The sequence below is a fragment of the Algoriphagus ornithinivorans genome (assembly GCF_900115305.1).
Classification (GTDB): domain Bacteria; phylum Bacteroidota; class Bacteroidia; order Cytophagales; family Cyclobacteriaceae; genus Algoriphagus; species Algoriphagus ornithinivorans.
Map to the genome: position 1 here is coordinate 272,200 of NZ_FOVW01000006.1, position 14,920 is coordinate 287,119.

Below are 14,920 nucleotides of genomic sequence, written 5' to 3' on the forward strand. Positions count from 1 at the left end.
GAGATTTTTCACTTGCTGAGTACGGTATGGATAACGATATCTTCTTCTAAAGTTCTGTGGACGGGGCATCGATTCGCTATTTCAAGCAATCTTTGCCGTTCCTCTTGATTCAAATCTCCTTCTAATTCTATCACCCGGGTAAATCGAGATACCTTGGCTGATGGTTCATCAGTATTTTCACTATCCTCTTTGTGGACTTTTTGATGATCTAAGTAAACTCTCACCTCATCTAGGTTCCACTTTTTTCGCTCTGCATACATTTTCAAAGTCATAGCAGTGCATGTCCCTAATGAAGCCATTAATAAATCATAGGGGGTAGGTCCTAGATTATTGCCACCCACATCTTTTGGCTCATCTGCGATCAAATGATGAAAAGGTGTTTTAACATCCGTAGTATAGCCTTGATTTTTACTTAGGCGAACCATCACAGGATTACCTTTGGTGTCATTCTCTACTGCTTGCTTGGATTCAATATAGCGATTACTCCAGGAAGCAATCACTTGACCGATGTAAGCAGCATCTTCAGTTTTGGACACCAAATGGTCTGCCCCGTCCAAAGAGACAAATGATTTAGGATGAAAAGCAGCTTCATAAATCATCTGAGCATTTTTGATCTCAACAATCTCATCTTGCGGTGAGTGAAGGATCAGTAATGACTTCTTTAATTTTTTCAGAAAGCTGTTTATAGGTTTCTTTTCGAGGTCTTTGACAAACTCACTGCTAATTTGAAAAGGACGACCTCCTATGAAAACTTTGGCTTTTCCTGACTCTTCTATTTCCTCAATGCTATTTTGAAAAAGATGCTTTACGTGTAATGGATCAGCTGGAGCTCCCAAGGTCACAACAGCACTTACCTCTTCCAAATGAGGAGAAGCATATAATACTGCTGCACCACCCAAGGAATGACCAATTAGCATTTTTGGAGCCTCGTAATTCTCCTTTAAAAAAGCAGCTGCATCCAGTAAATCTGAGATATTAGAACTGAATGTACTATCTTTAAAATCTCCCTCACTCCTTCCTAATCCGGTAAAATCAAAGCTAAAAACCGCTACTCCTTCTTGAGAAAGTGATTTGGATATTCTACTGACGGCAGAGAAGTTTTTGGAACAGGTAAAACAGTGGGCAAAAATTGCATAAAATTTCGGCTCTCTATCTAAAGGCATATATAAATGAGCCGAAAGATTGATGCCGTCGCTATTTGAAAAAGTAAGGGATTTAGGATTCATAAAATTTATTTTTTCAATTCCCGAACCTGAATGTTTTCCAGATTGATTTCAGAAAGTAATTCTAATTTACCTTTTTCATAAAGGACTTGCATGCTGTCGACGGGAGTATTTTTATCCTCCGGTTTAAGATTTAAATAATTCTGAAACCTTATTCCACCTTTCTCAATAGCATTGCTCACTTCTCTCATTCGAACTCCACCTCCATCAGTATGATAACTGTATGCCAAATAATCCATCAAGTAATCCTCTTCCCCTATCCAATATAAAAACTGATCATCGAAGTCCTCTCCTCCACCTTCTTTTTGAAAAGTGACTTTGATTAAATGATAAGACTCTCCGTTCAACTCTGTTTTTCCAACATATGTCTTAATTACCGCAGGATCATTTAAGCCGTAGGGTAGAAAAGCAAAATATGCCACAGAATTCACAGATCTTGAAAATGCTCCTATTCTTTCTTCTGTTAAAGTATCGATCTTTACAGAATTGACGGTTCGTGTAAAACCCTCATTATTGAGTACATCTTTCACCATTCCGGTGGAATCCTCAAACTCTCTGATATACTCAAATGAGTTCTCTGATTTATAGATCGTATAATGAATATTTCTAAAGTCAAACTCAATCAAAGAATTGGGATAGTTATTCCCTCCATGTGCCTCAATTGCCAAATCCACAATTTTTTCAGCTTCCGTTTTTGAGTTACATGATATTAATGTAATACTTAAAACAAATATTATTAAATATTTCATTTTCTGTTATTTAACATTTTCAATTTCAAAATCACTATAGCTATACTCAGCCCTTAAAAAGGTGTTATCTCCTGATTCGTTTACTCTAAAGCTTTTTCTTTCTCCGTAGAATATAAACGGATCAGCATAAGAATAATTCAAGTTTTCGATCCGGCTTCTGTGATCGGAAAGCTGAACTTCATTTCCTACCATCATATAGCTATCAGCATCAAAAAAATACCACCAAATATCTTTCCCGGGTCCATAATCAACTTTAACTACTTCTACTGATTGTGAAAAAATTTCTCTTTTACCAACATAGGTAAGTTTAGCCCCCTCATCCTCCAATAATTTCCAAGGCTGGGCTATGACATAAAAAGCAGCATCAAAGTCCTTCTTCTTGGAAGCTAAAAAATCCGGGTTTTGTACAGGGTTTCCGGCAATAGAATAATGCATGGACTCTCCGTCAAAATGAGCTAAATGTTCCACAGAATCTTTCTCCCAGCGGATAGTTCCTTCAAAAGAAGGTTGTAATCTAAAGCTTAATAATTGATCAGTTTCACTCTCAACAGTTCCATCTTCGAGTAATAATCTGGTCCACTTTCTGAACTGGATAGTTTCTACTTTATCCCATGCATTCCATCCCCCATGTGCTTCAATCGACTTTTCAAGAATATCTTTTGCCTGCTTTTCCTCCGAGGGAGTACAAGAGACTAATGCGGACGATACAATTAAAAGGAGAACATATCTTACATTAAGATTCATTTTTTGAAAGTTTATTGAGAGTAGAGAAGATTTGAGGGCGATAATCCCAAACCAAAGCTATCAGCAATAAAGCATATTCTAGCACCAAGTAAAAGCTGCTTTCTTCAAAATTAGGGTTTCCATATGCCTGATAGGAAAAAATCACTGCAAAGCTCCATACCAAAAAGGACTTTTTCCCAGTCATCAAACTCAATCCTAATCCTGGAATTAAGTACCAAGGATGTATAACTGGTTGAAGCAATAAGTAACTCAGATAGATCAATACCCATAAATCTGCCAGCTTAAAAAGTGACTTGGGCGCTTTTTTCCAAGAAATAAACCAGACCCAAATCACAAAGGTCAAGCTTAGAACTTTACCTAAAGTCTCGATTGTATTATAGCCTTTGATCCGAAAGCCCACCTCTCTGAGCAGGTAATAAATTGAAGCATTGAATTCAAACTTTCCCTGATATAATCTGATACTTTGTAAAAAATTAATCCAGGCATCATCCCAAACTAACCCAATAAATGAAATGCAGACAGCCAATAGAGTTCCAATCCAAAAAAAAGGGCTGAATTTAATTTTTCTAAAAAACAACCAAGAAGGTAGGAAGACAAAAGGCAGAAGCTTTACTCCTATGGCTAAGCCCCAAGATGTGCCAGCTAGAAATTTCTTGTTTTTTGAATATGCGATCAATGAACCTAAAAGGAACATCAGAACTATGCCTTCAAAATGAAGGTTGCCTATGACTTCTAGTATCACCAAAGGATTGAGCCAATATAAAACCAGGTTTCTCAATGGCACATCAAACCTCCGGAATAGCTTGAGTAAGCCGAAAAAGACCAAAAGCTCACCAAGCAATAAGAAAGATCTGAGTGAAATTATTCCGAAAAGCGTGTTTTCCCCACTGGCTTCTGCAGCCAATCCAAACAACAATTGATTGGACGGCGGATAAACTGAATAATAATTCGGAGAATTCAAATAAGGATAAAGGCGCTCAAAGAATTCCAACTCATTGGCTGAATCTTCTACCAATTTCTGAGGAGTTTTGTCATAGGGATTCCCCTCTAATCTGACTATTTCACCATCCCAAAGAAATCTAGCATAATCATCTGATAATAAAGGTATTGAGTGAGACAATATTAACCTTAGCAAAAATCCGAAAAGAAATATACCCAACCATATTTCCTGATATTTTTGTAGCTTATATATTCCATACATCCCCAAAAAAGAAAGGGAAAATGCTGCAAAGAGATATGGGAAATTCTCTCGGGAAATAGAGTACCCTAAGGCATAAACACCAATGACTAGAAAAGCGCCAAAAATTAATAATAACGCCTTATGCTTATTACTTTTCAATTCCTAAATCGTTTCTCAGAGGCTCAAATAATTTTTCATTTTTATTCCAATAATCCAGCATATTGAGACTTCTTCGAGTAGCTTTAGTCACTTCTTGATCACCATTGCTTTTGGTTTGGATTTCCTCCCAGGCTAAGATTTCGTATGGAAAAAACTTCTTGTATTGAATTTTTAGGGTTCTTCTGAGTTGCGGATAATCCACGATCAACTCAGAGCTGTTTTCACCTAGGTCATTTTTGCTGATATCAGCTCTGTAGTCTTTTAGTTCTACATGAGAAAACCTTTGAAAAGTCAATCCCGGAATTAATCTGGCATCTCCTTCAGCAATCAAATCAGGATTCAAGCGAATCAAATTAAATAACTCATCCTCTGCCTTGGCATCGATTTTCAGCTCCTGATCTCCTTCCGATTCAAAATATGAAAACAACTGCACTTTGTAGGCACTGTTTTTCCAATTCATCTGAGTAAATGCCTGACCACACCATTCTGTGACCGAGGAGACTATTTTATAGGAATTTAGCTCCTCATAGATCGGTGTAAAAACTGACAGCATGGTATTATAAGGGTAAACTCCTGTGACAAACTCTCTAGTCATGTTGAGCTTCATAACCTTTTTGGCATCCCTTCCTGCTTCAGAGGGATCATCTAGCTTCACCTGTTTCCTTTTGGAAAAATCTTCCGTCACAAAAATTAATACGGCAGTACCATTTCTAGATTCCCCGTACCTAACCTGCTCCAAATCAAAAACATTGATTTCGGCTTGACCCTGATACCAATAGCCTGCAAACTGTTCTTCTTCTACTCCATCCCTACCTTTGGGGCCGCAGGCGTAAATCGAAAATGCCAGCAAAAATATCAGTAATATGTTTCGGGAATTTCTCATAAGTATGAAGATTTAAAAACTTCTCTAAGATTGCCAAAATTACCAATACTTAAAAATCGTATAGATAATCTTATAGCCAGCACCAAAAACTCCTTTAACAGTACCGCTGACTTTGGACACTCCTATTCTTTTTCTATACCTTACCGGAACTTCAGTATACCTCAGACCTGCTTTATGGGCTTTGATCTGCATCTCTATAGTCCATCCATAATCTTGGTCTACCATATTGATGTCCATGAGCTTTTGCCAAACAATAGCTCTAAAAGGGCCTAAATCAGAAAATTTAGCTCCTTGAATGTATTTCATCATGGTTGTGGCAAGCCAATTGCCAAAGACCTGAGGAAAAGTCATGGAACCGGATTCCCGCTCCCCTTGTGCTCTAGATCCAATCACCATATCGGCTTGTTTATTAATTATTGGCTGGATCAAACCTGTCATTTCTTCCGGATAATCTGAATAGTCTCCGTCCAAAAAGACCACAATATCAGGCTGAACTTCCTGAGATCGAATCCAATCCATGGCTGTTAAACAAGCTTTCCCGTAGCCCTTTTGTCCTTCAAAGACGACTACTGCTCCCGCCTGCTCCGCTACATACCCAGTCTGATCTGTTGAGTTATTATTGGCAACAACAATATTTCTAACCCATCTGGGAATATCTTGTATAACCTTGGCAATAGATTTTTCCTCATTAAATGCAGGAATGATGACGTCAATTAGGTGATTTGGAAACATGAATTATCGCCCTAGAGCATAAGATTTAAAGGAACTGATGAAAACTAGGGAATAACCCACCGCTAGCATCAGATGGAAAGGTAGGAAGAGGTAGTTTTGTTGAAATATTCCAAGTACAACCATTCCAATGAAAACGAGAGCCAAGGCACCTTCCAACCAAGTCGTAATCGGCATCCGTAAATTGATGTATTGATTGCTGCGAAGACTGAATTTTCCTCCTTCCAAATTGAATTTTGGTGTCCGGATAAAGGGTGATTTCTTTCCAGTTAAGCCTTCCATGACCGCTTGGGTATTATGTAATGCCATTCCCATGGAGACAGAAAGGAATAAGGGTAATAGAAAAATAGCCTCGAATAAGCTTTTGAAAAAATGTTGCTTTCTATAGAAATAGGAAACCAAATAGATCAGGGATATGATGGCAAAGCCCACCAAAGAAAAGCTTGCTAATTGAATCCAACCTGGACCTAAAATTTGCTGATCTACTAACCACCAAACCCCAATACTGCTCAGGCTGACAATCAGTATAGCCAAAAATATGGTACTGTTAAATAAATGAGCCATTGCATGAATTTTCACATGTGCTGGCAAATTTGTCTTTAGAACTGCAGCCCCGTGTTTAGCCGCACATTCTGCCCCACCCTTGGTCCATCGGAACTGCTGGGATTTAATAGCTGACATAATGGGAGGAAGTTCTGCAGGTGATTCCACTTCAGGCCTGTAGATAAATTTCCAACCTTTTCTTTGAGCTCTATAACTCAGGTCTAGGTCCTCAGTAAGGGTATCGTCATGCCAATTCCCCGCATCCAGTATAGTTTCCTTTCTCCAAATACCTCCCGTACCATTAAAATTAATAAATGCACCCTGACGGTTTCTACCCATTTGCTCAATTAAAAAATGAGCATCCAGGGCAAAAGCCTGTAGTCGAGTCAACAAAGAATAATGCTGGTTTAAATGAGTCCAACGACTCTGAACCATTCCTACTTTTGAATCTGAAAACCAAGGAATGGTTTGTAGCAGAAAATTAGGATCAGGAATGAAATCCGAATCAAAAATGGCAATAAATTCACCTTTAGCTACTTCCAGCCCCTCTTTTAAAGCCCCAGCTTTAAAACCTTTTCTATCAATTCTGTGAATGTATTGAAAGTTAATTGTGGGAAACTCCTTCAATTTCTCCTGAATCAGTTCTTTGGTTTGGTCAGTACTGTCATCCAAGATCTGAATTTCTAATTTATCCAAGGGATAATTCAGTTTTGACACAGCTTCGATTAACCTTTCAGCTACGTACATTTCATTGAAAAGAGGAAGCTGAACGGTGATTTGTGGCAACTCGGAAGGATTGGAGGGTATGGGCTGAGGATTTCTTTTCTCCTTAAAGAAAAAAAGCAATAGATGCCCTTGGGCCAAACTATAAATAAATATGAATACCATTCCCAAGAGATATATCCCCAGAAGAATGAATGCTAAGATCTCAGGCATTGACTTTAATGGAATCGTTACCGATCAAAATCGGATTTTCGTTAATTCGTCCCTCTTCAGGACCATTTTCTAGTTTTAATACTCCTCTTGGACAAACCGCAGAACAAACCCCACAACCTACACAAGAAGAGCGCACAATATTCTGTCCTCTTTGAGCATACCATCTGACGTCAATTCCCATTTCGCAATAGGTTGAACAGTTGCCACATGATATACACTGACCACCATTGGTCGTAATTCTAAATCTAGACTTGAACCTTTGAACCATACCTAAATAGGCAGCCAAAGGGCATCCAAACCTGCACCAGACTCTATTTCCCATAAATGGATAGAAGCCTGTTCCAACCACTCCCGCAAATGCGGAACCAATTGCAAATCCATAAAACGAATGTAGCTGGTTGGTGACATTTCCCAAAAAGCTGAAAGATGAAAAATAGTTAGCAATTGTGACCAAAGTCATCACCACCGCCAAAACCAAAACCCCATGGATAAGGTATCTTTCAATATTCCAAGCTTTTAAGCTTTTGTCGGAAAGCTGTCTGTAAGGGTCTCCAACAGTTTCGGCCAAACCACCGCATCCACAAACCCAAGAGCAATACCATCTTTTTCCATAGAAATAGGTAAAAAGAGGAACGGCGATGATTATTAACAGAATACCCCATATCAACATAAACATACCTACCCCTCCATTGGAAAGGAATGTGCTTATCTGATAATCATAAAAAAAATCATAATCTAATGGCCAAATATTCTTGAAATCATAGTAGGGCTGGTTAAGCAATACCAATATCTCGGGGATTAGAAAAGCAAAAGCAGTCTGAAAAAACATAACCGAAGCTGTTCTAAGCTGTTGGTATTTGTTGCCTCTGTATTTTCTAAACATTCGAATACCCATCACCAAAATGGCAAGTGTGTAAATAAATCCATACAAAAACCATTGGCTAGCAGGATTTCCGGATAGTAAAAGGCTTAGGGGATTGACCATCCAGACAGCATTTACCATATAGGCAGGAAACCAGTATAAAATGATATAGAATAAGATGAGATAGGTTCCGGTAATCATACCCAACCAACCTCGATTTTTCATTTTAGAGTGAAAAATTCCATTGTTCTTTATTCCTTCAGGTTCTCCTTGATGTTTGGGAATATTATATAATAAGCCTCCCAAGACCACCAAGCCAATTGACAGAAACAAAAAAAGCAAAGGTTGGGACTTGACTGGACTCTGCACAGATGCTTTTGTCAAAGGAAATGTATAATCATCCCATATTACCTGATCCCATTGCTGATTATCCTTGCGCTCTTGATTGTAGTCATCAATTTTACCATTAACCTCAGAAATAAATGTGAAATTCGTCTGATAGGTTTTTCCATAGAGGGGACTCAATATTTCATTCATTGACTCCTGATGGATCTCTTTGGTTTGAGATAAAACTATCTCCTCAGAAAGTTGATAACTGCCCAAAAAGGGGATGATAGTAAAAGCTAACAATCCTCCTAGAAACAAAACCAAGCCTAATTTTTGAATTAATTTCATAATCTTGCTCCTAGTAGTTTTTGAATAAATGATTTTTTAGAAGGAGTAAATTCTCCACCAAATTGTTCTTTGTAGACCTTTTGGATTTCGTTGATGTAGGGGGCATAAAATTCCGGATCAAAATTAGCTTTCGATAAATGAGCCATCACCTTTTCCCCAGTCCAACCCTGACTAATTGCTTTATCAAAAAACTCATGCTTGAGTCTAAATCCAAAATTATTTACTCCCAGAATTTTCTTTTCCTGATCCATCAACATTCTGAATGCCACTTTACCTGAACGGTGTTCCCAATAGAAATTGATCACATCATCCTTTTCCCAATCAGCAGGAACAGTTCCATATGTCTGGTATTCTATATCTAAAAATTTTGCAGAGTTAAACCAAACACCAGGCTTATACGGAACAGGTTTATTTATCAAATTATAAGCTAGCGTCTCTCCGTGCATCCTTCCTGTATACCAAACCTGTTCAATATTTTTTCGGTCTTTCCCCGGCACTTCCCTAAACTCTGCACAATCACCGATGGCAAATACATCAGGCATGTTGGTTCTGAAATATTGATCAACCAAAACTCCTCTTTTTAAATCCAACTCAGAATTTTTAAGAAAATCAATATTTGGAGAGACTCCAGCGGTTAATCCAACAAACTGACAATCAATCAGCTCACCTTCTTTGGTTTTAACTGCTTTCACTTTTCCATTTTGATCGCCAATTATTTCATCTAACTCAGCATTGAGTCTCAAATCAAAATGGTGTTCTTTTATATGCCTGCCTACAAGTTCGGATTCCTCTTTAGGAAGTACATTATTCCAGAAACCGGCTTCCCTAACCAAAAAAGTGACACTGATTTTCTTATAGGCAAGCATTTCGGCCATTTCAATTCCTATCAAGCCCCCTCCTACAATCACAGCATGAGAAACACCTGCCTCAGTGGTCTTTTCCATTAACTCCAAATCTTGCTTAGAATAAAGACCTTGAACATTAGCTAGATCCTGCCCAGGCCAGCCAAACTTATTTGGCTTAGAACCTGTCGCTATCACCAATTGATCGTAGGATAGAGAATCGCCACTGGTAAACAGAAGAGCCTTCGATTTAAAGTCAATTTGCTTAACCCACCCCTCTATTAAATCGATCCGGTTTTTCTCCCAAAACCAATTCTCATAAGGCTGTGTGTGCTCGAATTTCATATGTCCCATGTACACATACATCAGAGCAGTTCGGGAAAAGAAATACTTGCTTTCGCCCGAGATAACAGTGATTTTAACATCACTATCCAGCTTCCTTAAGTGTCGGGCACAGGTTATTCCTGATATTCCATTTCCAATGATAACTATGTGCTGGGCTTGAGACATTACTGGGTGAAAGGTTGGTGGTTGTTTGTAGATTCTACTCGTTCAAACTCCAGTTATAATCAAGATGATTGACTTTGGCGTTAGAAGAGATTTTCACTTTACTGTATTTGTTAAGGAAATCAACCAAGCTACCTTTTTTGGTGAAATCACCTTTGAACCAAGAGAAAATTGAAGAAATCTGAACCTCATCTTTTGAGATTTTATTGTACTTGGGATTATTAATAAATTCCCTTGCAGACTGATCCAGTTGCTGATCAATTTTTGATGCAACGTAAGCCTCATTTTTCAAAGGAGGACAAGAAATAGATGCACAATTGATAGCAAAATGAATTCTAGGTTCATTGAATTCTTTTCGAAGAATTCCGTGTTCAATTTCATCCAAACTGGATTCCTGACCTCCAATACTGAAGAACTTATAGTGCCAAACATCCTTAATCAAAGGAATTTTCAACTTAGGTCCTAAATCACGGATACTCTCAACAGGATAATTGTCTACGATTAATTTGACTGTAAAAGCATTGTATGCATTAATCCAGTAAGCAAGCTGCTCATTTTTACTCCAAGTCTTTCTGTCAGGAGCATTACTTGAAAGTGAATTTAAATACTTCTCCAATTGAGGTTTGTCTTTGATGAAACCTTTATAATCTACCAAGCCGTTTGGCTTCACGTGTTTCTTAAGCAACTGATCCCAAAGTTCATGACTTGGTGGAGTCGTACCTGCCATTCCTATGCTGGAGTTTTTACAGCTTAAAATAGTCATGGTTAAAAATACCATGATCACTGTTTTGATAATGTTCATAATGTGTCTGTTTGGAATCATTTACGAGGTTAAGCAAAAGTAAGATTGAGCAAATTAACTTATTGTCCTGAGTCTGACATTTCATTCATAGACTTTCACGCCCTTGTTTAGCCAAATACCCCAGGCTCGTGTATAGGTGTGAACTTTATCTGTTCTTTTTTCGCCCTTGTACAATGGATACTCTTCGTTGGCCCAATGAATAATACCTCCATAGAGGTTGTAGACTTCATAGCCATTTTCGATAAGCTTTTTCCCAATATTTTGAGATCTTGCTCCCACTGTGCAATACACTAGTACCGGTTTTGACTTATCTAAACGATCTAGGCTAAAGGTTGGAAATTGATCATACCCAACCCAAATCGCACCTTTTAAATGACTGACTTGGTACTCTTCTTTTTCACGGGTATCAAGAACCTGATAGGAAGATAGATCATCGATTTCTTCCGGGTAGATCACAGGGAAATCTTTTTCATAGAGCGTACTCAACAAGGTCTTATATGCAAAAGACTGAGAAAGTGCCTCTTTGAAAGGGATAATCGAAAATAGAATCAAACCTATAATTAAGGAGAAAATGCCGGGTTTTGGTGCTTTCATACACACAAAACTTCAAAAAATACAATATGGTTCTGATTAGGCATAGAAATCCGAAAGTCTCGCCAAACCTCTTTTATCCTTTATGATTATTTTTTTTCCCTCAAACTCTATCAGGCCATCTTTCTTGAATTCAGAAAGCAAACGGATTACGGATTCCGTGGCTGTACCAACGATTCCGGCAATTTCTTCCCGAGTTAAAATCAAATCAATTTTCTGACTATCTCCCCCTTCAATACCGTATGAACTCGCAAGATGAATTAAGACAAAAGCTAATCTTTCTCTAATACTTTTTTGGGTTGCATCAGTCAGCTTTTCCTCCATAACTCCCAATTCATGACTCAATTCCTTGGTCACTCTTTTAAAAAATTGAGTATTACCAAGTAAAGTATTTAAAAATGCCTCTTTTGGGATAAAGCAAATCTTAGCATCCTCAACGATCATAGCTGAATTGGTGTAGTTTTCTTCACCCAGCAGAGCGGCATAACCTAAAAAGTCGCCCTCTTTTCCTAAGTGGACAATTTGTTCTTTCCCATTTGAGGCTGTTTTATAAACTTTTACTACTCCAGAATTGATACAAAATATTCCTAGTGGTTTGGTGCCTTCATAATACAGAATTTGACCTTTCCGATGAGAAATCAAATTTTTATGATCTGAAATTGAGCAAACCTGTGCATGTGATAAGTCTGACATTAGGGAATATTTACGACTGGCACAAAGTTCACACGGCGTATTATGAGGTTGATTAGACATGCTGGGACTTCATATGGATTTCAATTATCAAGATAAAAAATGACTGACTCATATCATAAAATAAGTAACTATTTCGGGGCTTCCGGAAACTTTTTAAGCTGAACAAATTTCTTTTCTTCATATAACCACTGGAGAGATATATGAACCAAACCATTACTCAAAATTAGATATTCAGTCTGAAGTTGGTGATGATAAAGGCAGGCTTGTTCTACAGTCTTTTGGTTGATGGGAACTTGAGGAGCTTTGCACTCAATTAACAGATAGGGCTTTCCTTCTGTATTCCAAACCACTAAGTCAGTTCTCTTTTGGAGCTGATTGTATTTTAGACCTTTTTCCAAGGTTAGCAAGCCCTTAGGGTAATTCAAATTTGAAATCAAATAGGAAATCCAATGTTGTCTAACCCATTCTTCTGGAGTCAGGACCAATTCCTTTTTTCTTAAACTGTCGAAAATCCAAAATTTTTGTTCTCTTTCAGAAATCTTCGACTGAATGTCAGGTAAATTTAAAATCGGTAATTGAAGTTTTCCTTCTTCGGATTTCATACCCCAAAGATGGCAGGAATTCTTAAAAATTAATCTGAAAATGAGAGATAAGGAGACAATTTATTCACCCAATCTTCCTTGAATATTTTAATTTTTAAGAGATCATCGGCGCTTAAAAATGGCCCATGTTGATTTCGGTAAGCAAAAATCACCTTTGCCTCCCCATAACCTATGTATGGATGTTTCGCTAGCGTATTAATGTCAGCCTGGTTGATGGAGATTTTCCTAAGACTAGGTCGATCAAAGTCAAAATAATTCCAGATTTGGTCAGCCACCTCTTCTTTCATTCCAAATACTTCCTTTAACTGATCCTTATGAACCAATCCTCCTAAATTCTCACGAAATTTAATAACCCTTGATGCCATTGCTGGCCCTATTCCTGGAACTATCTGCAATGTGATGGAATCAGCCTCTGAGAATAATATTTTTTGAACTGAGGCCGGTAAAATAACTTTTCCCGTATCTAAAGGGTTGAAAATAGGTAAAGGAGAAGTAGCTGGCTCAAAACAACTTATCGATAAAGAGTCAATTAAATAATTTATTCTAGACTGTTTTATCTCTGATTTTCTTCCCTGAACCTTTTGTATGAAAAAAGGAAGACAGATTATGAATAATAAAAACGGAATAAATAGCACCAAACCTTTAGACTCTTTGTTGCTAAGGCCGATATAGAGTTTGAGGAAATAAAAAAACTTCTTAATCATAAAAAAATATCAATAGATTTCTTCAATAACGTATAAGTTAAGAATATTGGACTAACATTCAAAAATTACAGAACTTTGAGAGTTAAATTTAATTTAGACGAATTCTAAATTGATTAAGGATTATAAGAAAAAATCCTTTGAAGCTGATTTGTCTCTTAAATTTGCACCCAAGACTGATGCTATGCAGATAAAATTTAGAGCTTTAAGTTTATCACACAAAACCGCCCCCGTTCAAATCAGGGAACTGATAGCATTAGATGATCAAGCTATCCACAGTATTTTAATCAAGCTGAAAGAATTTTTCAGCCTTGGAGATGCTTTGATTCTATCTACATGTAATCGGACAGAAGTCTATTACAGCCATGATTTGGATCTTAGCACGGAGATCATCAAGCTAATTGGTTTGGAAAAAGGAATGACTGATGTCGTTGATTATTTCGATTATTTTGAGATTTTCAATGATGACAAGTCTGCCATCAATCATTTATTCAGAGTCTCCATGGGTCTAGAAGCCCAAGTTGTAGGAGATATTCAAATATCAAATCAGGTAAAAAGAGCTTATCAGGCAGCAGCCGATTTAGACATGGCAGGTCCGTTTCTTCATCGCTTAATGCACACAGTATTTTTTACCAATAAAAGGATTGTACAGGAAACTTCTTTCCGAGACGGTGCTGCTTCTTTGTCTTATGCTGCTATCGAACTGATTGAGAGTTTAACATCAAATACTTATCAGCCTAGGGTTTTATTGATTGGTGTAGGTGAAATTGGAGAGGATGTGGCTAAAAATATGGTCTACCTCCCTGACGCAAAAGTCAAAATCACCAATAGAACTCAATCTAAAGCAGAAGCAATTGCTGCTGAATTAGGTTTTGAAGTGGTTCCTTTTGATGATTGTTTGGATGCTATGAAAGAAGCTGATGTCATTGTTAGCTCCATTCAGCGCTCAGAACCCTTCATCACCAAGAAATTGATCAGTGATTTTGAAATTCAATCCTACAAATTACTGGTTGACCTTTCGGTGCCTAGGTCTATTGAAACTACAGTTGAAGATATCCCTGGAGTTATACTATATAATGTGGACAACATTCGAAGTAAAGCTACAGAGGCATTGGATAAGCGTCTTGCTGCCATTCCAAGAGTTGAAGAAATCATCGAAGAAACAATTGAGGAATTCTCCAGCTGGAAAAAGGAGATGCTTGTATCCCCTACCATCAATAAATTGAAGCAGTCTCTCGAGCAAATCAGGCAAGAAGAACTGGCTAGATTTATGAAAAATGCTTCCGAAGAGGAATTTGCAGTAATCGACAAGATTACCAAGAGCATGATGCAAAAAGTCCTCAAGGTCCCAGTGGTTCAGTTGAGAGCAGCCTGTAAAAGAGATGAGGCTGAGGAAATGATAGAATTCATTTCAGATCTTTTCGATTTGAATCAGGAAAAGACTGAAAATTAAAATAACTCATACCGGTTCACGACCAAAAGGGACTTTCCTCTTTTGG

General features: G+C 37.7%; 15 protein-coding genes. 1 reads left to right on the forward strand and 14 read right to left on the reverse strand.

What is annotated here, in order from left to right; all coding sequences use genetic code 11:
* Positions 1-8 precede the first annotated feature (8 nt).
* The 14 genes from BM073_RS11150 to BM073_RS11215 form a co-directional block, all read right to left on the reverse strand.
* The gene (locus BM073_RS11150; RefSeq protein ID WP_091654145.1) at positions 9-1,226 is read right to left on the reverse strand and encodes a bifunctional alpha/beta hydrolase/OsmC family protein; all 1,218 of its coding nucleotides are present in this window, start codon (positions 1,224-1,226) and stop codon (positions 9-11) included.
* 5 nt (positions 1,227-1,231) lie between these two features.
* Complete coding sequence (locus tag BM073_RS11155; protein WP_091654147.1) at positions 1,232-1,972, reverse strand: DUF6503 family protein; 741 nt, start codon at positions 1,970-1,972, stop codon at positions 1,232-1,234.
* Between the two features lie 6 nt (positions 1,973-1,978).
* The gene (locus BM073_RS11160) at positions 1,979-2,716 is read right to left on the reverse strand and encodes a hypothetical protein (protein ID WP_091654148.1); all 738 of its coding nucleotides are present in this window, start codon (positions 2,714-2,716) and stop codon (positions 1,979-1,981) included.
* Positions 2,706-4,055 (reverse strand): MptA/MptB family glycosyltransferase, encoded by a 1,350-nt coding sequence (locus BM073_RS11165; RefSeq protein ID WP_091654150.1) that lies wholly within the window; start codon positions 4,053-4,055, stop codon positions 2,706-2,708. The genes BM073_RS11160 and BM073_RS11165 overlap by 11 nt, the downstream gene beginning before the upstream one ends.
* Positions 4,045-4,938: a hypothetical protein gene (locus tag BM073_RS11170; protein ID WP_091654152.1), complete on the reverse strand. Its 894-nt coding sequence runs from the start codon at positions 4,936-4,938 to the stop codon at positions 4,045-4,047. Before BM073_RS11170 ends, BM073_RS11165 begins: the two co-directional genes overlap by 11 nt.
* 39 nt (positions 4,939-4,977) lie before the next feature.
* Positions 4,978-5,670, reverse strand: a complete 693-nt coding sequence (locus tag BM073_RS11175) for a glycosyltransferase family 2 protein (protein WP_091654153.1) — start codon at positions 5,668-5,670, stop codon at positions 4,978-4,980.
* A 3-nt stretch (positions 5,671-5,673) separates the two neighbouring features.
* Positions 5,674-7,146 carry a glycosyltransferase gene (locus BM073_RS11180; protein WP_091654155.1) on the reverse strand — a complete coding sequence of 491 codons (1,473 nt, stop codon included), beginning with the start codon at positions 7,144-7,146 and terminating at the stop codon, positions 5,674-5,676.
* Positions 7,139-8,683, reverse strand: a complete 1,545-nt coding sequence (locus BM073_RS11185) for a 4Fe-4S binding protein (RefSeq protein WP_091654157.1) — start codon at positions 8,681-8,683, stop codon at positions 7,139-7,141. The genes BM073_RS11180 and BM073_RS11185 overlap by 8 nt, the downstream gene beginning before the upstream one ends.
* Positions 8,680-10,035 carry an NAD(P)/FAD-dependent oxidoreductase gene (locus BM073_RS11190; RefSeq protein WP_091654158.1) on the reverse strand — a complete coding sequence of 452 codons (1,356 nt, stop codon included), beginning with the start codon at positions 10,033-10,035 and terminating at the stop codon, positions 8,680-8,682. Before BM073_RS11190 ends, BM073_RS11185 begins: the two co-directional genes overlap by 4 nt.
* 34 nt (positions 10,036-10,069) lie before the next feature.
* Entirely contained in the window at positions 10,070-10,834 is a 765-nt protein-coding gene (locus tag BM073_RS11195; protein ID WP_245756405.1) for a DUF547 domain-containing protein, read from the reverse strand.
* 81 nt (positions 10,835-10,915) lie between these two features.
* Positions 10,916-11,428 (reverse strand): rhodanese-like domain-containing protein, encoded by a 513-nt coding sequence (locus tag BM073_RS11200; RefSeq protein ID WP_091654160.1) that lies wholly within the window; start codon positions 11,426-11,428, stop codon positions 10,916-10,918.
* Between the two features lie 36 nt (positions 11,429-11,464).
* Complete coding sequence (locus tag BM073_RS11205) at positions 11,465-12,178, reverse strand: Crp/Fnr family transcriptional regulator (RefSeq protein WP_091654161.1); 714 nt, start codon at positions 12,176-12,178, stop codon at positions 11,465-11,467.
* Between the two features lie 68 nt (positions 12,179-12,246).
* A complete protein-coding gene (locus BM073_RS11210; protein ID WP_091654163.1) occupies positions 12,247-12,720 on the reverse strand; it encodes a type I restriction enzyme HsdR N-terminal domain-containing protein in 474 nt (157 codons plus the stop codon).
* 29 nt (positions 12,721-12,749) lie between these two features.
* Entirely contained in the window at positions 12,750-13,424 is a 675-nt protein-coding gene (locus BM073_RS11215; protein ID WP_091654164.1) for a ComEA family DNA-binding protein, read from the reverse strand.
* 181 nt (positions 13,425-13,605) lie between these two features.
* Here BM073_RS11215 and hemA point away from each other — a divergent pair, with 181 nt between their 5' ends.
* Positions 13,606-14,874: a glutamyl-tRNA reductase gene (gene hemA, locus BM073_RS11220; protein WP_091654335.1), complete on the forward strand. Its 1,269-nt coding sequence runs from the start codon at positions 13,606-13,608 to the stop codon at positions 14,872-14,874.
* Positions 14,875-14,920 lie beyond the last annotated feature (46 nt).

Bases quoted from the DNA above. Each gene is read 5' to 3' on its own strand.
- BM073_RS11195 (WP_245756405.1), bottom strand. From the start codon at position 10,834: ATGAACATTATCAAAACAGTGATCATGGTATTTTTAACCATGACTATT.
- BM073_RS11185 (WP_091654157.1), bottom strand. From the start codon at position 8,683: ATGAAATTAATTCAAAAATTAGGCTTGGTTTTGTTTCTAGGAGGATTG.
- BM073_RS11160 (WP_091654148.1), bottom strand. From the start codon at position 2,716: ATGAATCTTAATGTAAGATATGTTCTCCTTTTAATTGTATCGTCCGCA.
- BM073_RS11215 (WP_091654164.1), bottom strand. From the start codon at position 13,424: ATGATTAAGAAGTTTTTTTATTTCCTCAAACTCTATATCGGCCTTAGC.
- BM073_RS11210 (WP_091654163.1), bottom strand. From the start codon at position 12,720: ATGAAATCCGAAGAAGGAAAACTTCAATTACCGATTTTAAATTTACCT.
- BM073_RS11190 (WP_091654158.1), bottom strand. From the start codon at position 10,035: ATGTCTCAAGCCCAGCACATAGTTATCATTGGAAATGGAATATCAGGA.
- BM073_RS11150 (WP_091654145.1), bottom strand. From the start codon at position 1,226: ATGAATCCTAAATCCCTTACTTTTTCAAATAGCGACGGCATCAATCTT.
- BM073_RS11180 (WP_091654155.1), bottom strand. From the start codon at position 7,146: ATGCCTGAGATCTTAGCATTCATTCTTCTGGGGATATATCTCTTGGGA.
- BM073_RS11170 (WP_091654152.1), bottom strand. From the start codon at position 4,938: ATGAGAAATTCCCGAAACATATTACTGATATTTTTGCTGGCATTTTCG.
- BM073_RS11200 (WP_091654160.1), bottom strand. From the start codon at position 11,428: ATGAAAGCACCAAAACCCGGCATTTTCTCCTTAATTATAGGTTTGATT.
- BM073_RS11205 (WP_091654161.1), bottom strand. From the start codon at position 12,178: ATGTCTAATCAACCTCATAATACGCCGTGTGAACTTTGTGCCAGTCGT.
- hemA (WP_091654335.1), top strand. From the start codon at position 13,606: ATGCAGATAAAATTTAGAGCTTTAAGTTTATCACACAAAACCGCCCCC.
- BM073_RS11175 (WP_091654153.1), bottom strand. From the start codon at position 5,670: ATGTTTCCAAATCACCTAATTGACGTCATCATTCCTGCATTTAATGAG.
- BM073_RS11155 (WP_091654147.1), bottom strand. From the start codon at position 1,972: ATGAAATATTTAATAATATTTGTTTTAAGTATTACATTAATATCATGT.